Source organism: Alteromonas sp. ABH4_454 (assembly GCF_056311775.1).
On sequence record NZ_CM149972.1, the window covers coordinates 210,747 to 234,761 of the forward strand.

The 24,015-nt window shown below is 38.7% G+C and carries 20 protein-coding genes; all 20 read right to left on the reverse strand.

Going from position 1 to position 24,015, the window contains the following annotated elements; translation table 11 throughout:
• Position 1: 1 nt before the first annotated feature.
• Positions 2-1,180 (reverse strand): glycosyltransferase 61 family protein, encoded by a 1,179-nt coding sequence (locus ACYX4W_RS00910; RefSeq protein WP_476074421.1) that lies wholly within the window; start codon positions 1,178-1,180, stop codon positions 2-4.
• The gene (locus ACYX4W_RS00915) at positions 1,143-1,967 is read right to left on the reverse strand and encodes a sulfotransferase family 2 domain-containing protein (protein ID WP_476074422.1); all 825 of its coding nucleotides are present in this window, start codon (positions 1,965-1,967) and stop codon (positions 1,143-1,145) included. The genes ACYX4W_RS00910 and ACYX4W_RS00915 overlap by 38 nt, the downstream gene beginning before the upstream one ends.
• On the reverse strand, positions 1,964-3,085 hold the full coding sequence (locus ACYX4W_RS00920) for a glycosyltransferase (RefSeq protein WP_476074423.1): 1,122 nt from the start codon (positions 3,083-3,085) through the stop codon (positions 1,964-1,966). The genes ACYX4W_RS00915 and ACYX4W_RS00920 overlap by 4 nt, the downstream gene beginning before the upstream one ends.
• Positions 3,078-4,241: a hypothetical protein gene (locus ACYX4W_RS00925; protein ID WP_476074424.1), complete on the reverse strand. Its 1,164-nt coding sequence runs from the start codon at positions 4,239-4,241 to the stop codon at positions 3,078-3,080. Before ACYX4W_RS00925 ends, ACYX4W_RS00920 begins: the two co-directional genes overlap by 8 nt.
• Positions 4,242-6,146 (reverse strand): glycosyltransferase, encoded by a 1,905-nt coding sequence (locus ACYX4W_RS00930; RefSeq protein WP_476074425.1) that lies wholly within the window; start codon positions 6,144-6,146, stop codon positions 4,242-4,244.
• A gap of 3 nt (positions 6,147-6,149) precedes the next feature.
• Positions 6,150-6,614 (reverse strand): hypothetical protein, encoded by a 465-nt coding sequence (locus ACYX4W_RS00935; RefSeq protein ID WP_474377221.1) that lies wholly within the window; start codon positions 6,612-6,614, stop codon positions 6,150-6,152.
• A gap of 82 nt (positions 6,615-6,696) precedes the next feature.
• Complete coding sequence (locus ACYX4W_RS00940) at positions 6,697-7,509, reverse strand: hypothetical protein (protein WP_476074426.1); 813 nt, start codon at positions 7,507-7,509, stop codon at positions 6,697-6,699.
• A 57-nt stretch (positions 7,510-7,566) separates the two neighbouring features.
• Entirely contained in the window at positions 7,567-8,028 is a 462-nt protein-coding gene (locus tag ACYX4W_RS00945) for a GDP-mannose mannosyl hydrolase (RefSeq protein WP_476074427.1), read from the reverse strand.
• 62 nt (positions 8,029-8,090) lie between these two features.
• Positions 8,091-9,050, reverse strand: coding sequence for a GDP-L-fucose synthase (gene fcl / locus ACYX4W_RS00950; RefSeq protein ID WP_476074428.1), 960 nt, complete (start codon positions 9,048-9,050; stop codon positions 8,091-8,093).
• 466 nt (positions 9,051-9,516) lie between these two features.
• A complete protein-coding gene (locus ACYX4W_RS00955; protein ID WP_476074429.1) occupies positions 9,517-11,769 on the reverse strand; it encodes a polysaccharide pyruvyl transferase family protein in 2,253 nt (750 codons plus the stop codon).
• Between the two features lie 101 nt (positions 11,770-11,870).
• Positions 11,871-12,986, reverse strand: a complete 1,116-nt coding sequence (gene gmd, locus ACYX4W_RS00960; protein ID WP_476074430.1) for a GDP-mannose 4,6-dehydratase — start codon at positions 12,984-12,986, stop codon at positions 11,871-11,873.
• A complete protein-coding gene (locus ACYX4W_RS00965) occupies positions 12,983-13,909 on the reverse strand; it encodes a hypothetical protein (protein WP_476074431.1) in 927 nt (308 codons plus the stop codon). The genes gmd and ACYX4W_RS00965 overlap by 4 nt, the downstream gene beginning before the upstream one ends.
• A gap of 192 nt (positions 13,910-14,101) precedes the next feature.
• Positions 14,102-15,952 (reverse strand): right-handed parallel beta-helix repeat-containing protein, encoded by a 1,851-nt coding sequence (locus tag ACYX4W_RS00970; protein WP_476074432.1) that lies wholly within the window; start codon positions 15,950-15,952, stop codon positions 14,102-14,104.
• Between the two features lie 66 nt (positions 15,953-16,018).
• Positions 16,019-16,894, reverse strand: coding sequence for a sulfotransferase (locus tag ACYX4W_RS00975; protein WP_476074433.1), 876 nt, complete (start codon positions 16,892-16,894; stop codon positions 16,019-16,021).
• A gap of 11 nt (positions 16,895-16,905) precedes the next feature.
• Positions 16,906-17,928 carry a hypothetical protein gene (locus tag ACYX4W_RS00980; RefSeq protein ID WP_476074434.1) on the reverse strand — a complete coding sequence of 341 codons (1,023 nt, stop codon included), beginning with the start codon at positions 17,926-17,928 and terminating at the stop codon, positions 16,906-16,908.
• Between the two features lie 4 nt (positions 17,929-17,932).
• Positions 17,933-18,886: a hypothetical protein gene (locus tag ACYX4W_RS00985; protein ID WP_476074435.1), complete on the reverse strand. Its 954-nt coding sequence runs from the start codon at positions 18,884-18,886 to the stop codon at positions 17,933-17,935.
• A gap of 6 nt (positions 18,887-18,892) precedes the next feature.
• Positions 18,893-19,732 carry a hypothetical protein gene (locus ACYX4W_RS00990; protein WP_476074436.1) on the reverse strand — a complete coding sequence of 280 codons (840 nt, stop codon included), beginning with the start codon at positions 19,730-19,732 and terminating at the stop codon, positions 18,893-18,895.
• Positions 19,729-20,706, reverse strand: a complete 978-nt coding sequence (locus tag ACYX4W_RS00995; protein ID WP_476074437.1) for a hypothetical protein — start codon at positions 20,704-20,706, stop codon at positions 19,729-19,731. Before ACYX4W_RS00995 ends, ACYX4W_RS00990 begins: the two co-directional genes overlap by 4 nt.
• The gene (locus tag ACYX4W_RS01000) at positions 20,703-22,268 is read right to left on the reverse strand and encodes a hypothetical protein (RefSeq protein WP_476074438.1); all 1,566 of its coding nucleotides are present in this window, start codon (positions 22,266-22,268) and stop codon (positions 20,703-20,705) included. The genes ACYX4W_RS00995 and ACYX4W_RS01000 overlap by 4 nt, the downstream gene beginning before the upstream one ends.
• Before the next feature lie 373 nt (positions 22,269-22,641).
• Positions 22,642-23,994 (reverse strand): hypothetical protein, encoded by a 1,353-nt coding sequence (locus tag ACYX4W_RS01005; RefSeq protein ID WP_476074439.1) that lies wholly within the window; start codon positions 23,992-23,994, stop codon positions 22,642-22,644.
• Between the last annotated feature and the right edge of the window lie 21 nt (positions 23,995-24,015).

Below are 24,015 nucleotides of genomic sequence, written 5' to 3' on the forward strand. Positions count from 1 at the left end.
ATTATACGTGTCGAGTGGTTAAATAAGTTTTCAAAAAGGCTGAAAACTTATCACTATTACGTATTTCATTTGACGCCAGATGTAAAAATTGAAGTACATCTCTTTTCTCAAAGCTCAGAAATCTATCTTCGTTGAATTTTTCTTTAAGCTGCGAGTAAAAGTTAGTCTCTTTTAATAGATTGAAGAAATCGGCACCGTTTGAAAATAAAGATACTGCACTAAAAAGCATGTCGTCATCTCGCCTAAAGTCGGGCAAGCATTGCACGTCAAAAAAAGCGTAACTGCTTTGGCACTTCGCTTTTAATAACTTTTCAAATGCTTTGTGATGAGGGCGTCGCGCCAAAATTAAGTTACAGCTATTTAGGCTACCTATCAAATCAAGAAGATGCATGCTACTACCTTCTTCCCATATGATTTTCTTGGCAGATAAAATAATAGATAACTGCTCTGTAAGAGAATGTTCTTCTGGCCTAAACACATTATAACCATCTTCTTCAAGAAGATTTATAAAGTAATCTGCACCGAGAACACGTCCGGCCGCCAAGAAGTTCTCCCTAGAAACCCACACTTTTTCATAAGCACGCGAGTCGCTTTTTGGCACTTTTTTCTGAATTTTTTCTAAATGTTCTATATACCAGTCATGAGGAACTCCGTTTAGCACAGTTCCTTGTTCAGGCACGACAAGCTCTTCAAAGCAAACCAACTCCTTCGCTAAGAAAACGCTGTCTTGCGAAATATTGAAAAGAGATAACACTTCCAATATATAACTTGGAAGGTGTTCTACATTTTCAATATTTGGTTTACATGAAAACACAACGCCATCAAATTCGGAACTATCATACTTCCACAAACGATGAATGCTTTCCGACAAAAAGTGACCAAAATGTTCAAAGAGGCCGCCTGCATACAACCATCGCCCTTTCTTTTTAGTGACGTCTTTCACTAAATTTTCCTTTAAGTATTCTTCTCTTAATGAAAAGTTAATCAAAGGGCCTGACTGTCTATTATGAAAAAAATGGCTAGGCCTTTCAGACGAGTTAATATATACGCCGTGAATAAACTTTTGCTCTCCACAACCAAAGTCAGTACCCAATGTTTGAGGAATGACATACGCATTTGAGCATGTTGTTACAATCGGCATTTTAGTCTTCTTTTTTTGAAAGAAGCGTTTCATAATCATTAAGCTTTTTCTTTATCAATGAGCCTTCAGGTCGTGCATTGTATGCAATAGACATTAGCTTCTGCGCCAGCGAAACATCGCTATTTTCGTTTTGGATTGCTAAATCTCTTAAAAAGTCAATTTCATGTTGCGCAAGCGAATAATCTGACTCTGAGCTCGACTCAAATTCAAAATTAAAATTTTTAATGTCGTTAGCAAATCGGTTTGCTACTCTCTGTTTGCTCTCTTCCGTTCTATAATAAAAGCTGTAGTGATGATGCTTTGTTGAGTTTGAGCGCGGTGCTGACTTGTAGGGTAAATGATATTTGCCACTAATATAAGCGAGCATCTCGTTCAAGTTTTCCACTTTGAAGACATCATCCACCAATAGATCATTGCCGTCGTATAAGAAGTCACTGCACCCTAACTCATCCATCCACTGTGACTTTGCGTAAGTTTCAAAATCTAAACTTCTTACTTTGTCTCCTTTTCCGCCTTTGCCCCATCCTGTTTTATGAAACCAAAAGTAAGTTGAAACAATTTTGTCCCATGGATTGCGAATAGTGGCAAATTTGTAATAGGAATCCCAAACGTCATCACCAACAAAACGCTTAATTTCTGATGCCGTTGAGTGCTTATATATTCCGTGCTTCGCTAAATACTCTTCAGATAGCTTCTCTGTCTCAGGTGAGCCGCCTAGCACCAAATCATCTTCACCTAAAAAAGGCAATAATGCTCGCGTAACACTGGTTCCACCGCACTTATTAATATGTACAAAAATAAACTTATATTTGTGACTGACTATCATTCAACATTACCAAATAGTTTTTTAAAAGTAGCTATCTGTTGAGCGTTATACGCTTGAAAAACATTTACTGAGTCTATGGCCAGTTGCTCTTTCGCAGTGTTATCGAAAGTGCGTAAAGCACTAACCAATAATTCAACAGATTCAAATTTTTGGAAGTCGCTAGTAGTGCTAATACCTACCATAGCATCTTTTGTGGCTATCAGAGGTTTTCCATAGGAAAGCGCCTCTAGTGACTTGATTTTTAGGCCTGTTCCGCCAATCATAGGGTTAACAACGACGTCTATCACTCGGTAAAAGTCATCTAACTCATCGACTAAACCCACTAAGTTAAAGTTAGGAACTTTTGACTTTAAAGCGCTGCAAATTGTTCCCGCGATGCTAAATTCGAACTTTTCCAATAAGCAGGGATATTGTGATACAAAATCATGTAACGCCAGAATTGACGTAACATTAAATGGATTGCCAGAACCTATGTAACCAATGTTTATTTTCGCTGAGGTTTCATGAGGTTTTTCAACGAGAACCACTGGAGGAACAAGGTAACCAACAGTGGAAATTGGCGTTTCAACAAGACCTTCAAAATACTTAGCTTCTTCGCTCTGAATAGCTAATATAAGATCAGCCCGTTCCAACCCTAACGCTTCCAACGCCTTCGTGGTGTAAAACCAAACAGCCTCTAACCCTGCTTCTGCAGCAACGATATGGCGGTCGCCAAACACATCGTGTGTATCTATTATTTTATATGTCGTCTCTGGAACGACGTCTAAAACCTTTGAGAACCAGACATAGTTGACAAGGCAGATATCAAATTTATAACGGCCACACAATTCTTCAACCAACTCAGAAACTTTTTCATCGTACCAGTCATCGATATCAAAGTAGTCTACAAAAGACGGTTCTGCGGCAGGCCCCTCAGGTTTTACAAAGTGGAAAGTATCCCAATCACTTTCCATTTCCAATCGCTGAGTCTCATTTAATCCTTCCATTCCAAAGTAAACGAAATGAACCCTGTAACCTAGCAGTTTAAACATTTGGTTCAGGCGATAAATTCTAGCGCTATTACCCTGAAACTGCGGGTGTGATGGAATTGGAGATACGATCAATATATCTTTATTCATTCTCTAGCCCTTCAACCCACTCAATAACCAAACCGCTTAACGAAAAGCCCAGTAATTTACCTTCAATAGACGTCATTTCATCAGAAGTAACTAATAATTCGAAAGTTTTACCATCTGAAGGAACATAGTACTCAAACGAAATAGTTTGCCCCTCGTTGATTGTTTCAAAGAAGGTTAAATTGCCATCGAAAAAGCACTTTATCTTCTTGCTAATAACATCTTCCGGAAAAAAACCTATCTGCAAATTTATCTTATAATGGCCTCTTGCCATCAGAGGAATAAATAGCCGGCTTGATGAATTTGGGCCTAGCCAACGCCAATATTGCTCACCATCTGTTTCTAGTGGATAAAAGTTGAACGCCATCAGCTTATCCATGTGATACCAACGTCTATTATTTTTCAAATAGTCTGATGTTAGGCGCCCAACGACAGAATTAATGGATACAAGAGGCGAATAGTATTTTTGTAAAACTCTGCTTGTAGAAACTGATTGATTCGATATTACTGACTTTGCACCAGCATAACTTTTAACCTGCTCAGCCCAGTCTGAAGATGGAAATGCGTAAATGATACGACCTTCTTCATGTTCAGTTATGTCGCAGAGTAGCTCACTTAAAAAGACATAGTTGTTTCTGTCTCCCCACGCTATCATATCCTGCGTTACAGATTTACACCTACCTGAAATAAGTGGTCGCTTCTGATTTATGATGCTCGCGTTGTCTAAAAGTAGCGCGTCATCAATAAATGACAAGGCCACCCAACTCAAGTGAGTATATCTACTACAAACTTCTGAAAATGTACGTTCACGAATAATTCGTTTGTGCTCTGCAAGCCCGGCATAACCTGCCTGAACTTTAGGGACTATATGATGGTCTCGACTATCTTGACCTATAAACGTAAGATCAATATCCAGTTCGCTATACAGTTTCGCTAATTCAAAGCCGTGTTGTTTCAATAATTCAAATGAAGGGATTAATGTACAACTTAACCCAGAAGCTTCGAACATATTCACCAAAAGACTTTGAGGCTGAGCTTCTATTAAAGCATGAAACTTCGCCGGCATAGATTCCAATATAGCGGCAGTAACTATAATATCTCTGTAAATGCCATGCCGTTCTGACATCAACTCTAAAACTGTGGATGAATGGTTCTGCATTTAGACTTCCTGCTGCTTGATTTCTGGCAGTAACGCTAAATTACTGCTAGTTGCGCCGTAACCTTTTGGCGCCTTATTTACCATTCGAGAGCATTTTGTTGTCACAAATGTCCATTCCTCCGTATCCAACAAGGGGAATCGATTGTGGATATCCAATGTTCTTTGCCCTGCATACTTGTCTTCTACACTGAAGCCTGCTGCTTCAATATAGTGCTCGAGATCACTACGCTGCAAATCGACAGTCGATGAAGTAAGCCCATCATTAATAAAAGACAATATCACCACAGCACCCACAGCACACTGTAGGTTTATTGCTGACAAATAGGAAATAGGGTCATTTTCCATCGCACGTAACGGAGAAATATTAACAACCAACTTGGCTTGAGTGGTTACGGGGTTCGTGATTTCAAAAGGGTCGATATGTGAAATACTGCTATCGTCATATTTGAACAGCCGTGATAAAAGAATTGCATCGTCAAACGACTCACTAATACACAATACGTTACCTTTTATACCGATTGGAATGACGTTTTCAGACCACCATGTAACACCACTTATGCGGGCGATGAGGTCAGAAAATTCAGAGCTACCCATCAAAGTGTCTACTTCTGAATAAAATGCAGTGTCGGAATAATAACTATATATTTGATTGCTAGGAGATTCCCTTCCACTATTATCGGTATGCGTATTTTGCTCGCGTTGACACGCTTTAACCACTTCGCCATACGCGCTAGTAGTTACATTTATCTCTTGTGTTTGCTGAACCCATCGTTTTGCGGAAATGCCAATATTAGCTCGCAGCTGGTTGTCTTCTATCAGCGTGCTTAGAGCTTTTGTGAGACTGGTTTGAAAGTCTTCATCATACGTTAATTTTAGTGCACACTCCTTGGGTATCTCCCCAAATGGACCGATATCAACAACAACACAAGCTAAGCCTAACCCCATTGCTCTAGTTAATGTACCTGATGTTTCACCTCCGCTTGGATAACGTAAATTTACAATGAAATCCGAAGCACACAAATATTTAAAGAAGTCATTTTCCTCTAAAAATCCGGTAACGATAACATGGTCTTGCAACCCACAATCAGCGATATCCTGATAAACATCGTATTCGTGAGGTTTACACTGCCCAGCTAGGACGTAAACAAACTCTAATCCCTGCTCTTTGAGTTCTTTTAAACTCAATAGCACCGCCTTAATTTGTTTCGCCTTTGCGATAAACCCCATAGAAGTAATAACAACCTTATTCCCCGGAAGGCCTAATTGCCCGCGATAGGTCATCTTATGTTTCAAGCTATACTTTCGAGTTTTGGGTGACAGGTGGTGCGGAATAATAGAAACCTTCTGATGCCCTATCGCCTTTATTTTGTCTGCTGAATATTTTGAGTGGACTATGATATGACTTGCAGCATCAATGATGCTTGAATTCATCATAAGCTCGTGCGGCATAAAACCGCCTTTCCACCCATATTCAGAGAGTTGTTTACCTAACACTTTACCCGCAGAACCGTACTGGTTATACAGTGCCTTTGTATAAGACGCCTTATCACCAATAGACAGGTTTGTTAAGTCGATAAGGTAATGAAGATTCAAATCATGAACCATAACGATACCTGGTGTCGACAACAGTATTTCAAGCATATACTGAGTATCACGATTATTCCCTACGTGATAAAGATGCGGGTATTGTACATATTCAGCTCGGCACCACATGTACTGCTCGATATACAAGACTGAAACATTGTTAGGTATATCTACAGGCTGAGGAGAGTCGTTTTCTATAACCACAGTTACATCAAAATTTCGGACGAAATACGGTAACTGCTCAGCAAGGTAATCTGCTATTCCATTAGGTTTTGGGGGTAAAGGGCAAAAAATAACTAATTTTTGTAATGGGGACGACATAGGCTATTTTTCGAGCTGTGATTTTAAGTAGTTAAACTCGCGCTGGAAACGTTCATTTTGAATAGCAAGAAGCGCATCCATACGTTTTTCAACTTCCGTTGCAAAGTCACCCAATACCTCGGTAAATGCACTTTGCAAACGAATAGGAGCAGAAGTAACGCGCTTGCCATTAATGTATAAGTGAACTTCTCTTGCCTCAGCCGAAAAAGGAAGCATTTCAAGATTTAGTGTAAAACCGTGACAACCATTTCCTATTCCTGCCTCCAATAGGTCTTCTCTCAAAGTTGCTGCTTTAGTTGAAGCTAATACCTTTTCACCCTCACGTACTTCTACGTGGCAAGGAGTAGAAGGTGCTACATCATTGAGCGCCCACCCTGAAATCTGGCTAACGGAGACAGTATCTAAGTGATAACTTATACGACCTCGCCCCAGTATTCTTTTAATCAATCGCTTAAATTTTGCTTTCATTATCTTCCAATGATCAGTTTTTATTAAACCAGCAATGCTACCTCAAAATGTCAAAGTATGCATTACAGGTGAAATAGTTTTTCTAAACGATAGTGGTATTAATAAACTTTTGTAGTTCGGCGTTATTGATTCGCCAGCCTAACCTAAACGGGTAAGGCCAAGTTTGACCTTTAAAATAGGAAAGCTCTGGAAACGACATACAATTAATACCAAAACCTTTATTAAGAACACGCTGGCTAATTCCTATTTCTCCATTTTCAATCAGAGCTTGCTTCTCCTTGTAGTCTGCTCCTTCAAAGAGTAGTGAGTTGCCGAACGCTTCTTTTAATACAGCCATATTGCTGTATAAAAACCAACTTTGAACATGTTCCTTATGGCATCCGATCTCTTTTCCATCTTCAATGAGCGGAAACATATTCAGTGTTGTTCCAGTTAGTCCAATATTTTCTTTACTATAGTGCAATTTACGAAAGGCATTTAGCCAGTAATCGGTAAACGGACCACTCACTGAACTATTCATAAAAGCAATATCGCCTTCATAATTACTCTCAAGCGCTTTTTTATAACCGAAATCATATGCCCCAATGTCCCGAGCCACGTTTTCTCTAAAGAAAACTTCAACGTTAAGCCCTGTACGTTCCACTAATTCGTGATACTTTGAACGTAACTTGGGGTCGCACCCCATTGCGGCATTTATCACCATCGTGATGCTTACGTTTTTATTACCCCTTAGCTTACTCATATTTTCGAGGAAAGGTCCTAGACCACATGGCACTTTTTTACCGTTGAAGTCTTTTTCTCGATATAGGTCGTATTTTTCCCAGTCGACTAAAACTAATTTCCACCTACGCGTTGGAAATAAAATATCCTTAGTCCTAATTACATCTCTTATCACTTAAAATGCCTTTTATACGTATACGTTTTTATTCTTTGAGTGTTATTTTTTGTCGAACTAAACAGTCTTATTAATATACCACTTGCTGTGCATGTGCACATGTGAATGCGCAAGCATTTCATCTTTATCAAACCATTTATAATCATTATGTTGGGCACTGGGTAATGTTGAAAGATCAATATCGCAAGTAAGCTTATAACCCAAAACAACATAATGAGTAGAAACGTCTTCCCCGAAAACATAATCGTCGTAAAAATGCTCGTAAGGCCCCAGAAATGTAGCATTTTCTCTTTGGCAAACTTTACCGATTTCAGCCAATGTTAAGCGTTGAAAAGCATCGTCCATGCTCTCGCCTTTCTGAATTCTTCCCCCTGGCACAAACCAATAGCCTTTAGCCGGGCGATTATTGCGATACCCCAGTAATATTTTGCCGTCGGTATTTTCGATAACAAGATCAATGGATACAAGTGGTGTACTATCGATAACAGTGGTAAACACACTTTTTTCTAAAAAAGCCATATTTAAATCCCTATAAACAAAAACACCGGGCAAGCCCCGGTGCCTTAAACTTTAAATATTCACTAGCCTCTGAAATTATCTTGGTTTGCTAAAAACCAATCAAAGGCATGCTTTAGTCCACTTTCAAGGTTGTAGGTATGCTTCCAACCTAAAGCGTGTAAACGAGAGACATCCATAAGCTTCCTTTGCGCACCATCTGGCTTACTGGTATCCCATTTAATTTCACCTTCAAAGCCCGTTACTTTCGCCACTGTTTCAACCAACTCGCGAATAGTACAGTCTTCACCCGTGCCAACATTGATGTGACTAAGCATTGGCTGGGTGTTGGCTTGATATGTTTCATTATCAAGCTCCATTATGTGCACACTCGCTGCTGCCATATCGTCTACATGCAAAAACTCGCGCATTGGCGTACCGCTACCCCATGCAACTACTTCGCTATCGCCGCGCTGCGCTGCTTCGTAGAAACGGCGTAACAATGCTGGTATAACGTGCGAATTTTCTGGGTGGAAGTTATCGTTTGGGCCGTACAAATTTGTAGGCATTACGGAGCGATAATCGCGACCATACTGACGGTTGTAGCTCTCACAAAGCTTAATACCTGCAATTTTTGCGATGGCATAAGGTTCGTTAGTTTCCTCGAGTGTACCCGTTAGTAAGGCCCTTTCAGTCATAGGCTGTTCTGCCAGTTTGGGGTAAATACAACTAGATCCCAAGAACAAAAGCTTTTGTACATCATTGACATGTGCCGCATGAATAATGTTGGCTTCAATCATCAGGTTTTCGTAGATGAATTCAGCTGGATACGTATTGTTCGCATGAATACCACCTACTTTGGCAGCCGCTAAGTAGACTTCGTCAATATTATTTTCAGCAAAGAACGCTGACACGTCTGCCTGGCTGGTTAAGTCCAGTTCGCTACGGGTACGGGTGATGATTTTTACACCACCACTGGCTTCTAAGTTTTTTACAATGGCTGCGCCCACCATGCCGCGGTGGCCAGCTACGAATACAGTTTTCATCTAACGGAACGTCCTTTTTGAATTTAATTCCACGATTATCATTAATAAGCAGCAATTAATCAATGTAACCTACATCTTCGCGAGTAGTATCAACTGGTACGGTTGTTCAGATACAGGACGATTTAACCATTTATTCCGTTAATGACCCATAACCTGGAACCTTGCCGCGCTTACTCATCTATACGTGATATTCAACAAGCACTCTTGCCCAGCAATTAGTACCTATCCCTAACTCCCTCTTACTAACATCGAAGCTGGAGAAAACTGAGTAAAATTCATAAAGTTCTGCCTCGAAGTTATTTTGTAATAAGAGCAAACTGCTCGCGCAATAACCCCGCTAATTAACTTTAGTTAGGGCTATCTAACAACACAATTCAAAGGGTTTTAATTTCGCTCTTTACTTTCTCTCAGAACAGTAATTTGCCATTTGTACTTTTTATGCATGCTATGAAATATATCGAAGAACTTAATCCATCGATAATAACTGAGAGAACGTGGTTTTTGAGCTTTCAGCTTGGAGCATTTTATTCTGACGAAGTTCATCTCTGTCAAGCCCCAGAAAATTGAACGGGCAATACTTTAATAAGTCAGACTGTACCTCTTTAATCACCTCAGTGTCTGGCAATGTATACTCGCTTTCTTGAGGAAATTCAGCATTCATACTAAGACAACTCACCGGATTTACATCGGAAAGATTGACGCTTTCATAGTAGTCTTGGAATTTCAGCTTTGTAGTTCCGCTCTGTTGTTTTTGAGTTACCTCCGTAAAATTGCACCAAACAGCGGGGATATCATAGGCGTGAGCAACAATTATTCCGTGAAGAGATGAGGACAAGATTTTTTCACAAGAAGTGATAACATCGATCGTGTGATCAACCGTTGCTTTAGTCTTGTGTTCTCCCAAGCACACTACCACAACTTCCGGATGATCTTTATATCGCTCTCGCACTGTTCCATACTCAGTAAAGTGCGGAATAATCCCGAATTTGTATTGTTTTTTATGGGAGCCGGTGCGCATCAATGGTAGCAGAATAGCAGGGTCTCCTAATGCAACCTGCTTTGGCAATTGCAGTCCTGCCTCTTCCAATGCTTTTTTAGTTATTGGCCCGCGAACTGCGTAAATTTGATCTGGAACAATCGACTCATAAACTTGCTCGACATCCCCTTCATGCATGATCCCTATCCCCCATAACCATGACAGCTCAGAAGTATGTTTCAGGATAGAGCCTACAATCATATAGTGTTCAGTTGTGTTTTGACTCTTAATCTCCTTGTTATTGATAAAAATGTTTTTTGGAGAGACGCCTACAATCTTTTCAAAAATATAGCTTCCCAACACATCACCGAAATTGCCACCAAAAACGTTCGCGCTGCCAACCGAAGAAAGAACTCGTTTCACGTGACTTCTGTCTCGTTCGATATCGAGTCCATCAATAGCTTTAGGGTGTATAGCAGAATGAATTAAACGTGATTGTGATAAATCGAAGGCTGGAGGTGGTTGAGCCGTAAAGCTCTTAACTGAATCTGCTATACAAAGACTGTGAAAATAAACATCAGATGTATGGGTTATTACACTTACATCGTTTATTGAGTTAATAACATATTGAGCATACGATGCATTACATACAAAACAAGAATTACTCATCGCTTTGTTATCTGAAAAATTAACCTCACCATTTATTTTATGTATATCAGGTGAGTATCCAGGATATCCCAACCTAACCAAAGTGGGAACTGAACTCTTGAGGTTATCAACAATCTCTTTTCGGTTATGGATTGCGCGAAAGACATCAGATGCATAATAGGTAAACTTGACGTCATCCTCACAAACCATGGCTACAGAATACTGACCTAGTGCAATAACGTGCAGTACGCTAAGGAAAGATAACCAATTAGCAACTTGTTTGGGAATAAGCACGTTATTTGGGCAACCACAAGATTGTTTACCGCAACGAAAACATAATCCTGGCGCTTTAATTAAATTACTGCAAAACGCATCCTTCACCAGCTTTTCATCAAAGTTGATAGCTGGAAAAAAACTAAAATCTCGTACTCCTAAAGCTGACATTTCAGCAATTGTATGTTGTTTGCGATTTATGTCTCGCGCTAGGGAAATTGAAAAGACATGCTCAATACCTGCAAAAGAAGGGTTTAGGTTACCTTTTAGTCTGGACAAACATAATATAGTTTGAGTTTTCCAAGTACGGTAATTATGCAATACAAATCCAGCAGCTCTGAATATGTCAATCAAGTCAGGTATCGTGAAGTCATTTACCCACCCATGACTTCTTCTGTCACTGTGGTTTTTTTCTAAGCACGCATAAGAAAGGATTACAGTTTCAAAACTCTTAGATAGAAATTTTGCAACCTTTGGCAGATCATGTAAATATTCTAAAACGCCGGAAAAGATAGCGGTTGTATAACCCTCGATTGGTTGCAGTTCATCCTTGTTTAAATCAAGCACGATTGTACAGCCATCTCTATCGATTAAATCAGACTTTTGATATTTGCATTGTGACGGCAAATACTGTTTCAAAACACCCGCGCCAGCACCAAATTCGAATACACACGCACTCTCAGGTACAAAGCTAGCTATAAGCTTTGTTCTTTCATTCCAAGCAGGCATAAGTGAGCTATCGTCCGACCACCTTTCATAATCACTTTGCCTAGTTTGTATTAAAGATACTGTAGTATCATGACGTGTCGGTTTTCCATTCATACTAAAATGCTCTGTTCTGGTGCCTAAAACGAAAAAAGCTGAATATTATTATTCAGCTTTGGTGCTATTGAAATAAAATCTGCGCTTATCGAAAACTGAAGTTACTCTTTTGCAACAGCTACTGAATAACCATGCTTTTTAAGTAATGCGTGTTGTTTGGCTTTTTGCAGATCGCCTTCCACCATTTCGGCACACATTTCCTCTACCGTGATTTCAGGTACCCAACCAAGCTTTTCTTTTGCTTTAGCAGGATCGCCCAGCAACGTTTCTACTTCTGCTGGACGGAAGTAACGCGGATCCACTTTAACGATCACGTCGCCAACTCTAACGCCTGGTGCATTATCACCTTCAACATTAGTAACGGTAGCAATTTCATCTACACCTTCACCACTAAACTCGACTGTAATACCAGCTTCTTTACAACTCATGCGAACAAACTCACGTACAGAGATTTGTTTACCGGTAGCAATAACAAAATCTTCTGCATGGTCTTGCTGCAACATCATCCATTGCATACGCACATAGTCTTTAGCATGCCCCCAGTCTCGTAGTGCATCCATATTGCCGAGGTATAAACACTTCTCCAGCCCCTGGGCGATATTGGCCACTGCACGAGTGATTTTACGGGTTACAAAAGTTTCACCACGGCGTGGAGACTCATGGTTAAACAAAATACCGTTACACGCATACATACCGTAAGATTCACGATAGTTTACTGTGATCCAATATGCATACATTTTAGCTACGGCATAAGGCGAACGCGGATAGAAAGGCGTGCTTTCTTTTTGCGGGATTTCCTGCACCAAACCATAAAGTTCAGACGTTGACGCTTGATAAAAACGGGTTTTCTTTTCAAGACCTAAGAAACGAATAGCTTCCAGCAAACGAAGCGTACCAATCGCATCAACATCGGCAGTATATTCTGGCGCTTCAAAAGATACTGCCACGTGAGACTGTGCTCCTAAGTTATACACTTCATCCGGCTGCACTTCTTGCAGAATACGAGTAAGGTTAGACGTATCAGTCAAATCACCATAATGCAGGTGGAACTTTGGATTTTCGTTGTGCGGATCTTCATAAATGTGATCAACACGCTCAGTATTAAACAAAGAAGCACGACGCTTAATACCGTGAACCTCGTATCCTTTCTCTAATAAAAACTCGGCTAAATAGGAGCCGTCCTGGCCGGTTACACCGGTAATAAGTGCTTTTTTCATTTTCTTTTTTCCAACTGAATATCAAACAACTGTTCAATTTCTCTACAGCTATTTCCAATAAACTCTTCTGACAACACAGGATATGGCACTTCTGAAAAAACATCCAGATTAGCTTCGGGAAAAATAAAGTTGTATTGAGCATCTAGATATTCCAAATGTCTACTAGCTTTCGAACGAATTATGCTCAGCGTATCAAGAGGAAGATAGAATTTTACTCCGGGAACTTTGGTCAAATACTGCTTAAACCGGGCTGACTTGATAGGAAACTCAAAATTAGTATAAATATAATCGGCCAAAAGGGTTGCGTCTATAGACAGAGATTCGTTAAATGAAGTAACCTCGAACGCCTTTAATTCTTCATCGGCGACTCCGATATTAATGAGTAGGTCATCTAAGACATTTTCGTTTTTCAATGCACTCTTTTCAAACAAATGCATCCTTACCAAACCACTACCGAACACCGAATTCAACTTTTCTAATTGCTCTTTTGCTCTAAATACAAAGGGATTTTGCAAATAGGTATTTAGTAATATCTCACCGTTCTTGACCAAAGTCTGGCATAGACTAACTGAATGAGTATAAGGATGCCTTAGATAAATGATCACCTCAATGTCTTGACAGTACTTGTCAAAAAAACTCTTCATGTTTTCTAACGATTCGATATCGTAAGTGACAATATTCTCGCTAGACACTAATAAGGTGTCACAAGAATCAGACTCGGTTAGTAGTGCGATTTTTTTTAAAGCAGTTTCATCTGAATCGCAAAATGCCTGACGTAGTAATATATGTATATTTTCACTCTTAGGCATTAGAGGCTTAATTCCTTGCTTTACAAAAGAATCATATCTTTGCCTCATACTCTTCTGAATCGTAGAAGACCCTGTTTTTCCATGTCCGACATGAATAATAATTTTCTTATACATTAGAAACCTATAAATTATAGTATATAGCGTTTAGGCAGAGCTTTAATGATAAAAGTCAATCCTAGGCGAGCATTAGTCATCACGTTAAAAAACTAAAACAGCTAGTTTTTCAATGTATTTATTTTTATCTAAAAAACTCTAGCTCGAAAGATTAATTAAATTAGAATTTCATTTAAACAAAGTTTAAAAACTTTAATGAATATCTAAGCATGATCCGGCTCTCTCTCGAATATTTTTTATATATGAGAGAGCAGCTTCATTCCATTGACAACTATTAATACTTGAGAAACTAGCTTCGTTTGCACAAGACGCTATAAGAGTGTGCTTTTTTAATTCATCCTTATCTACACCTATGTTTCCACAAGTGTTGTGGCTATATGGAAATGGAGTTCGCTTTCTGGAATTTACAATACTGGAAACAATATTATCAAAAATTACCGTATTTTTATTCTGTACTTGTAAAAGAGAAGCGTCCTTATCATTTTGCTTGTATTTCTCAGGTTCTGTAGGAATCAACATGCCAATTTTATCTTCATCAAGTAAAATAAAGTTATCATTTATTTTATTAGCATCACCTTTAGTGACGATTCCGACTTCTCCACAATTCCAAATCCAATTGTTTTCTATAGTTAATCCCCTGGTATGGTCATCGCCCCTTATGCAAATCCCATGGCCTTCTATAAAATTAATGTCATGTACTCTGTTATTCCTTATGATACTGCCAGCAGTTCCCCCCCTAGCAGTATATAATAATGCTACATCGTTACTTAGCATCCCTCCATTGTACACTTCATTATTTTCTACTAAATGGGGACCATCATTAAATTTTACTAGTACAGTACCTGAATTACGAACTATTGAGTTAGATATTGAACTACCAATTCCATTGCCTATACCTTGGATAAATACAGCCGGCTGCTTTAACGACCCATACCAAGAAGTGTTGTCAACTGTAGAGTCATTAATATTATTATTAGAACCTCTAAGGTAAATCCCGCCACCTGCGGCATTTGTTAGGGAAACTTTATTCAAAGTAATATTATTGCCCTCAAATGAAGTAAAACTTAATTCATTTGGATTGTTTGTATAGGTAGGAAAATTGAATCTCAAGTTATCAAAATGACAATAATCACATCGTTTAACACTAATTGTAGAGGAAAAAAACCTAATATTACTAATTTTTATATTCCGTACGTTCTTTAATTTAAAGCTATAATCTCTGGATTTGAAATATAAATTTTTATCGTTGATATCTTTCGAGTAAATATAGATAGCACCACTATCCTGATCATAATAGTACTCATCTTCGTAATCTAGAAGCGGGAAATCTCCGACTAAATAGAACCTATCATTTTCCCACACCTTACTCTGAATGTCTTTTTCGATTACGTTTAAATCACCAAGGTCATAATAAAGGCTGAATGATTCCTTATCGAAACCTTTTATAGCCAACAACCAACTATAGTATTGATGCCCGCCGTTAAATATTATTTTCGCTTTACTAAAGTTAATCGCTATATTTTTTATGGCTGAGCTTTTAATTACACCAGGAATACTTCCACTGTCAACCCCCATCCAAGTTTTATGGTTTAGAATATCTTCAAAGGATGTATTTGGCCACCTAGCTGGAATTAACATCCGATCTCCGATGAAATATTGCTTTGCTAAAGGGACATTAACAATTTTGGTAATTAGACCACTCCCCTCTTTGACTGGGGTAATGTTTACTATTTTATCTCTACCATCAAGAATCACCACTTCATCTTTGTATGCAGAAATAACAGTTTCAGTATTCCCTTTTAAATTTTTAATTACCACATTTTCTCGGTATACACCTTCTCTAATAAAACAAGTATCTCCGGCTTTCATCACATCTATGGCTTGCTGAATATTTCTAAAAGGTTTTTCAATGGTACCAGGGTTTTCCAGACTTCCATCGCTACTTACATAATATTCAGAGAAATCATTGGCAATGCAAATTGGTTGGTAAAGAATAATATAGGAACAAATTAGGGAAAATGCTAACCTTTCGAAGATATTCATCATCACTCCCTTAATTCAAACTCAACCTTATACGAAACTATAATTTAAAACTCTATATTACTTAAATTAAGTTAGATATGAAGAAATAACGTTTAGTTGTTGATGGACTTTGTAAACGGTATCGCTAATAAAGCTATCACGAGGCAAAACATCAAGCTTTTTGAAATTTTTGGATACATACGAGTTCAATTTATCAGAACTAACATGAAAATTATCCAAGGCTAACCCAATTGAAAAAAGTGTAGATTTATCTCCGATGATTTCATAAGGAATAACTAGATTAGCCTTTCTACTTTCAATCCGGTTGATCCACTCCACTACAAAACACAATTTGTAAAAATAACCTTTATCAAGGCTTTCTATAAACGGATACCGTGCTTTTAAAGCATTAAAAATCGACAGCACATTCCAATAGTCCAGTCCTTCTGTATCCTCTGTAAGCTCAAGCCCATCTTTCTTCGCCAACTTCTGTAGCGAAAGAAAAACCTCATACGGATTGCGAGTAATTAGGATATTGTAATTATTAGGAAAATTATGACTAAACCAATCAAAGCAAAAATTCAGCCTGTTAGCCTGGAGAACCGGGATCTTTTTATTTTCTTTGGCATGATCGTGTAAAAACGTTACGTATTTTTTTAAACTTTTGTTTTTACATTTACCTGTTAACACAGGGTGATGCAGAGTTCTCGCGCTTAAGTTAAACGCTTGGGCCATTTCACCTAAATTTATATTTCTGTATTCTTCGAAATAATCACCATCTAATGTATGGCCCAGTCTCTCTCGATCAGCACTAGGTAATCCAGCCTGACACGCAGCCACATAATTCAAGATATCAGGATGGTAAGGCTCATAAAATACTTGTAATTCTGCGCATTGGCGTAATGCAGAAAATAACAGTGTACTGCCGGTTCTAAAAAACCCCGTAATTAAGATGCTATCCATACTGGTAATTCTTAATTATATTGATTGAATAAAAAATAGTTAAAGTCCTGTGCTAACTCTAAATATTTTAGCGCATTAGCCTCGTCCCCAAGAACAGAATAACATTTATACAACTCATAAAACGACTCGTAGCTGGGGCAAACTTTAATGAGTTCTAAGTAACGATTAACTTCTTTCTCCAGCTTTTCCAAGCTTTTTAAGGGGAAGTAACCAATTACTTTTGACTTCTTGCCATTATTAATCAGATTGTCCCTAAACTGCTCTATGTCTTCCAACGCTCTTAACGCATTAACCACTTCGCCAGCTTTTTTGATCTCCTTAGGAATTCGCTCACCTAGTGTGTCAATATCATCCTTGGATTTGTTCAGCTGCTGACAACACTCTATAACGCGCAAATACCCTGTTTTTATCGCGCCATTCACCCCTTTATTGATAGCTTCATCCAAAAACAGTTTGTAATTATCAAACGCATATTCAATGTTACCTAACCGGCTATGCTGCAATGCGACAAAATGATATTCCCAGAAAGGGTTTTGAGCTCGCTCAACGATCAGCTCACCAACTACCTGCGCAGCATTCAGAGAGCCTGCCGCCTCTGCCAGTTCGGCTAAATTTCTTAACTGGTTAATATCAAAAGGTTCATAATCCTGCGCGTTTAAGGTTTCTCCCATTGTGACTTTCACAATGCTGACGAGATATTTATCACCAAACACCTTGGGTTTGACTTTAAGAACAGATTCAAAAAATTCCTTGAGACACTTAATGTCTACTGATTTATCAAGCAGCTGATAGGTCAGCTTCTTTATGTCAGGCCCCGATAAATGCTTAACCGTATCGTTAAACACAAGATTAATTTTATTACTTACGATATTTTTATAGGCAGGGCTGTCTGACTCAACATAGTTCTTAACGTCTATTAACTGAGCACATAGTTGAGACAAATCATCGCATTCTTTTACATACTTGGGATTTAATAGATACGATAACGCGCCAACTTGCCTGTTATTTTTAATTAAACTCTCTACTATGTTCACACTGTTAGCCTTTATATTTAACTTGCCTAAAGCTGTCTTTAAAGCTTTCTAATTTCAATCGATTTGCGACGCCACTTTCCTTTAAAAACTGAGAACCTTCCAGCAACTTATCTCGATTGTTTAATAAGCATTCTGCCTCTTCTTTCGTAGAAAAGTACAACGGATAATCCTTACCAAGGTAGTCAATTACCGCTCTTAACGGTGGACACAAAATTGGTGTTCCCCGCACCACGCACTCAATGATGGCATTATTAGCACTTGTGTCATAGAAATCTACAAACACGACAGACTCCGACAACAACTTGTCATATTCATCGTTGTCTAAAAATCCTACGTTTTCGACTTTCTGTTGATTATTAATTTTAGGCTCAAAGATACACCGTTCTATATTCACAATCCGCTGTTGGTAGGGTCTTGACATACCTACCGTATATTTTCTAAACGTGGATTCGGGTAAATTTAGTTCGTGAATACCGTGAAGTTTTCTCAACCAAAATCCTAACTGAACCACTTTGAGTGGTGATTTTGACGTAAGCACCGATTCATCAAACAAAGATGTGCAGCTTTCGGTAGGATGAAGCAGAGTTGTTACTGGCAGGTCATAATTCCTTGATAACCAATTTGATAGTGGGGTGGATAAAGAGATCAACCCCTTACAATGTTTTAGCGCACTTTGAAACTCAGGTGTCGTAAAATAGACTTCTGGTGAATAATGACGATTGAACCAAAGAGGCACATTCACTGGGCAGTGAATTACACCCACCCACGGTCGGTTAACTGGCTCAAAATTATTATTAATATCCCCTTCGTCGCCACCAAAAACGAATTTTTTTTCAACAAAACTGATAAATTCAGGGCCATTGGGGTCGTGGTACTCTCGTAAACAGCTCACTGCGTAAGACCATCCAGCTCGATGGCTACCATAACTTTGTTCTAATTCTTTCCCTAGGTTAAGCATTGCTAATCATTTACTCTCTAAGAAGGTAAAGTTAAAGAATTTATCCATCCATTGCATCTTCATTCCGTTATTTCTCGCTAAATCGACTAATTCTTTATTATCTCGATATACAGCAATAAGCTTCTGCTTATTGTACTCCAAGTAATCATTGTACTTTTCATTCTTCCACTCCATGTCATCACCGTAATGAAACGTAAGATAAGCATCATCCAGTTCGTCAAAACATTTTGCATGTAAAACACAGTTAAGCAGAAAAGGCCTGAAGACAAAACCTATCCCCAGGATATGGTCTCGAATATCAAACTTATCTAATAGTTTAAAAGGAAAAACGAAGCAATCATGACCAATATGCTGATCGCCATTCGACACGTAAGCATCTATCAATTCTTTATCCATTAACTCTTTTGGTATTGTTCGTCTGTTAATCACAAACACATCTTTACCCGTATTATGGATCCTAAAGAGTTCCATGTAGAAGAAGGGTTGAACACAAATGTCCATATTCGTAACTACAACTAAGTCATCTTCATTTGCAGTGCCAGACAACTCAGATAAATCAAGTAAATCATTCAGTAAAGGTAATTCTCTTCTAACGTTAAACGGTGGGTCAATTTCGCTAGAATCAGTAGCCAGCTTACATAAAAACACTTTGTCATTTTTACTGTATAGTTCATTAAAATACTCGTAGTCGCCCTGCGACACTTTCATTACAAGCTTGACTTCATAATCACTGCCTACAAAGTTTATAGCTGTAAATAGAGTATCTAATGTCTTCTGCTGTTCTACAAAAGCTGCTGCACTTTCATCGACTTTATAAGGGTTAATGATATGGTATATTTTCTTCACTTCAGGTTCTCCATACAACCTTTATAAAAGTCAAAACGTTCAAGAAAACTAAAGAACTCCTCTGAGTTCTCAACTTCATATTTAACTTCACTGGGTAATTCTCTTCTTGGGCGTAATGTAATTTCTGAGCTACCGCGGCCACTATCACCAGTAATTGACCTAGCATCAAATATATCTATAAAAGCATCAGAGTAAGGTATATCTAACGCTTCGCAAATCTTTTTTATTACGACTTTCGGTTTTTCGACAAATTTCTCGTAGAAAAATATACTTTCATCAGAAAATGTACTCAGAAAAGCATTTAACCGCTTACAGTACTCGTTGAAAGTAGCAGGAGAAAAATGAACCCAACCATTTTTTTTTAAAGAAAGAAAGCTATCGATGGGGTTTCTTACAGTGACTGCCGGAAGGTTTATAAATGAATCCTCATCTAACGTTTGAAAGAAACGTGATGTTAACGCCGTATCACCAACACAGAAATCCGTATGCGTATGCTCTCTGAAAACTAAAATCTCACCTCGGCTTTCAGTATGTTCTATAGAAAGGCCAACTGAGTTCACCATTATCTTTTTTGCCAACTCGTCGATATCCGTCACATCGGCATAATAAGCACATGAAATAATATCTGAAGGTGTAAATTTATGACTTTTTGTATCCAGGTGCTTTCTTGCCAAAGGATGTAATTCGCTTAGCAACCGAACAGAGGGCATAGCATTTATACACTTAGAGATAACAGAGCCACCGCTACAAGCAAAATGATGCACTGTTCTAACAATTTTTCGGCTATCTGAATTATCAACAATTTGCTGACAACGACTTAGCAAACTATCCGTCTCATCAATAGGTAAACAGGGTGAACTCATAACATCTTTATTTTCATCCGGAATGTTAACAACTTTATGCTTATCTAATATGGCCAGCGCCCTTTCAAGCTCAATTTGCATATTTTTAAAGTCACTATTATCAGCTTTCATGTCTGTATGTTATTCCCGAGTAATTCAGGATGCTGCTGTTCCAGTTTATGATAGTAGGCGGCAGCTTGTTGCAGCTTTTGATGCAACTCTGTAACTAACTGTTTTAGTTCGGCTCCTTCCTTCACTTTTTCTTTATATTGACTACGTAAGTCATCACAATCTATTTGCAGTTTTGTCATCAACTTAATGTTAAGCTCTAGCGCTGAAGTAAGCTGTTTTGCTCTTGCTTGGCTAGTCTCATAATCACCTTTGAGACTTTTAATTTCGGCTTCTAGTTTCGTCAGTTTGTTATTACTCTCTTCTTGTGAAGATCTCAGTTTCTCATTTGCTTTCTGGAGCAGTTCAACCTGTTCTTTACTCTTTTGATGCCAGTGACGCTCAGTATTACGTCCCTCGGTTATTTTCAAATTATCATCATTTAAGCTTTTGTTAGCCTTATCAAGTTGCTGAACTTTTGTATTAAGTGTTTCTATTTGTGCTAATTTTTCCTGCAAAGCAGATTGTAATGTTTGCCGCTCTAAATCAAATTCAGCCTGAGACTTTTTATCACGCTTCAAGAGCTCTGTATTTTTGTGGCCAACTTCAAGTTCACACTCTTTAGCTTTGGTTAACTCTGCTTCTAACTGGTTAATTTTCTTTTGTAGAATTTCGATTTCTGATTTTAAATTCTCAGCCCAGGTTTTATTTTTTAAAATCTGTTCTTTTTGCTGGTCACGCTGAACGGCGAGTTCAGTATTATTAGCATTCAGTTGAGTATTTTGAGCTCGTATTTCTTGTAACTCTGTCTGTAATGCCTGCAAAGTATTCTCAAGCTCTAGTCTTGCATTTTTTAAGCCTAGTTGTTCATCATGAAGTTGTTGAGATTGTTCCGCTAAGGTCTTGTTTTCTCTTCTTAATGCTTGCTCACTTTGTTTAGCGTTTGACAATTCGACTTTAAGCTCAGCAAGTTCCGAATTTTGCTTATAAAGCAGTTCACTATAATTATCTTTTTCGTTGAAACCAGACAATTCAAAATTCTCTAATGTGAGTGTTCCTTGCCACGCTGAGTCATAGTAGCCGTTCTGTGGTGCTTGAATAATAATCAATTCAAACTTTTTCAGCACTTCAAATCCCATACTTTGCAGTAATGGTACTTCGCTACCCTGCGCCGACATAATCAAAATATTGAGTTGCCCAGGATCGAGTACCAAATCAGTCACAAATACATCTATAGGAATACCGGACACTTGTTTTTCAGTTGTCAATTTTATATTGGGATAAGTCTTCAACACCGCTTTTGGTTTACATAACGAATTAAAACGCGGGTTATTAAACAGATATACATTACTTTGCCGGCAGCCAGCGGGTAGTAGCCATTTATTAAGAGTTTCAACATTTTTGTACTTGCGAGCTTTGCGCTGGAGGGAAGCATACAGCACATCAGAGGCCTCGATTGCCACGACCAGAGTTGGTTTCGCACTACACAATTCAGATAGCTCTGCACCACTCCCGGCGCCTATATGTACAATTGTGCCCAGTTTCCTTTCTGAGTGCGTTAACAATGTCGTTAAAGAAAAATTCATTGCCATATATCCATTTCACTCTACTATCCAGTATGCTTGTCCGCATATAATAAACTGCCATTCGCCCTAAACCGCTTACGGCATATATGGGGGCGCAATCGGCAGCACTGTAAAATAAGTTTGCTCGAGTCACCAATACTTTAGTTTAAAACCGGTTCGAAAATACAAAATCGCTTGCTGTCAGACGTAAAATCAGCGTATTCTTGTTTTAAGATATATCCATAGCTAACTCTCATATTTTACTTCGAATGCCAGCTAGTTTGTCGAAAGTCTATCATGATAGCTCTGAAAAAACCTTGAAGTCGTGAAGAGCTTAACCCGGACCTACACTCGCGTAAGGCGATAGTCGATACAAACTAAAGTTTTCATAGGACTAGTTTAGGCTACGCTTGCGATTTAAGATATTTAGCCAGAGCCGCTTAACAAGTTCATCGAGATCGCTGTTATTTAACTTAGCATCTGTGGTGTTAAATAACTGGATGGCCCATGCAAATTCGTCGTTTCGTTGTATACTGAGTTCGCCTAGCAGAGCCTCTGCCGGAATTTGTACTCTTGGGCCGTATTCGTCTTCGCCAAAGAATTCGGTATCATGGTACAGTACATCATGATTACCGTTTCTCAGTTCAAGGTAAAGTTCGGCATCGAAGGTATCAGGGTTTACATTTTGTGCTTGTAGCTTTATTTTGAGATCCGATTCTGGTAGATCAAATGCAATGTGCTGGTAGCTGCCCATACTTACTACTTCTCCTAAAATCAGAGCCTCTCGTATCTGTTGTTCGGGAAGTACTGGCGCCTCTTTATTTTCGAGAAGGTATTGTACCGTGCTTTTCCATTGCGCTTTAGAGCGTTGCATAGACACCTGCGATTCATCAATTTTTTCGAGGATGCTTGGTAGGTTATTAGTAACCTGCGTAATCAATTGCTTATCCTGTGCGGCAACATCGTCTAACACTTCCAGTTGGTTTATTGGAACTACAAATTTTAGCCCAAATTCATCTGAAGTTTCTGGCGGCCAGGTAAGTAATGGTGCGGTGCCATCCTCTAACTCCCTAAATTCCAGAGCTATGCGTTGGCAGAAAATATCATCGTTGTCTACGGTTAACTCGAGGGCAGCCAATTTTAGTTCGAGTTTTTTCTGCCATACGTTGCCCATCAGAACATGATTAAACTGTATCCAGAGGTGTTCGTACCCTTCCGTACGAAATTCTTCTTTTAATACTACGCTATCAAAGCTTAGCCAGTTGGGCAGACTGGTTACGTAATTGGCTAGTTGAATAGCGCCCAAGCGCCAACTACGCCACTCAGAATTTTCCAATTTTACATGGCAGTCGATGTTCTTACCCTGCAATAAGTCAGCGACTAAGTTAATAACACTCATTACAAGCAGTCGTTCACTAGCTATCATGCGGCCATTAGTAACTTTTTGCTTCCCTACTTCCCCCGCAGGCGGCTTGGCAAAATAGCGTAAATATGGACCATAATCATCTATAGCATCGTCATAACTTTTGAACAAACCGCCATCAGAACTATCCCGGAATTCTATTCCCACATGGCTGTTTATGTTTACCAATTTCACTTGTAATTCTGCAAACTCCCGGCCATCCCCCAATTGTACTTCGCTTAACAACAAATGTAGATCTTGGTAGCCGTCCTCTCTATATTTTCCTGTAACGACCAATGATTCAGCCTGAGCTTTACTAAACACTTTTTGATGATGTTTGCCCATTTTAATTACCTGAGTTCCATT

Bases quoted from the DNA above. Each gene is read 5' to 3' on its own strand.
- gmd (WP_476074430.1), bottom strand. From the start codon at position 12,986: ATGAAAAAAGCACTTATTACCGGTGTAACCGGCCAGGACGGCTCCTAT.
- ACYX4W_RS00925 (WP_476074424.1), bottom strand. From the start codon at position 4,241: ATGCAGAACCATTCATCCACAGTTTTAGAGTTGATGTCAGAACGGCAT.
- ACYX4W_RS01000 (WP_476074438.1), bottom strand. From the start codon at position 22,268: ATGAATTTTTCTTTAACGACATTGTTAACGCACTCAGAAAGGAAACTG.
- ACYX4W_RS00910 (WP_476074421.1), bottom strand. From the start codon at position 1,180: ATGATTATGAAACGCTTCTTTCAAAAAAAGAAGACTAAAATGCCGATT.
- ACYX4W_RS00920 (WP_476074423.1), bottom strand. From the start codon at position 3,085: ATGAATAAAGATATATTGATCGTATCTCCAATTCCATCACACCCGCAG.
- ACYX4W_RS00970 (WP_476074432.1), bottom strand. From the start codon at position 15,952: ATGAATATCTTCGAAAGGTTAGCATTTTCCCTAATTTGTTCCTATATT.
- ACYX4W_RS00995 (WP_476074437.1), bottom strand. From the start codon at position 20,706: ATGAAAGCTGATAATAGTGACTTTAAAAATATGCAAATTGAGCTTGAA.
- fcl (WP_476074428.1), bottom strand. From the start codon at position 9,050: ATGAAAACTGTATTCGTAGCTGGCCACCGCGGCATGGTGGGCGCAGCC.
- ACYX4W_RS01005 (WP_476074439.1), bottom strand. From the start codon at position 23,994: ATGGGCAAACATCATCAAAAAGTGTTTAGTAAAGCTCAGGCTGAATCA.
- ACYX4W_RS00965 (WP_476074431.1), bottom strand. From the start codon at position 13,909: ATGTATAAGAAAATTATTATTCATGTCGGACATGGAAAAACAGGGTCT.
- ACYX4W_RS00915 (WP_476074422.1), bottom strand. From the start codon at position 1,967: ATGATAGTCAGTCACAAATATAAGTTTATTTTTGTACATATTAATAAG.
- ACYX4W_RS00945 (WP_476074427.1), bottom strand. From the start codon at position 8,028: ATGGCTTTTTTAGAAAAAAGTGTGTTTACCACTGTTATCGATAGTACA.
- ACYX4W_RS00935 (WP_474377221.1), bottom strand. From the start codon at position 6,614: ATGAAAGCAAAATTTAAGCGATTGATTAAAAGAATACTGGGGCGAGGT.
- ACYX4W_RS00985 (WP_476074435.1), bottom strand. From the start codon at position 18,886: ATGCTTAACCTAGGGAAAGAATTAGAACAAAGTTATGGTAGCCATCGA.
- ACYX4W_RS00955 (WP_476074429.1), bottom strand. From the start codon at position 11,769: ATGAATGGAAAACCGACACGTCATGATACTACAGTATCTTTAATACAA.
- ACYX4W_RS00930 (WP_476074425.1), bottom strand. From the start codon at position 6,146: ATGTCGTCCCCATTACAAAAATTAGTTATTTTTTGCCCTTTACCCCCA.
- ACYX4W_RS00975 (WP_476074433.1), bottom strand. From the start codon at position 16,894: ATGGATAGCATCTTAATTACGGGGTTTTTTAGAACCGGCAGTACACTG.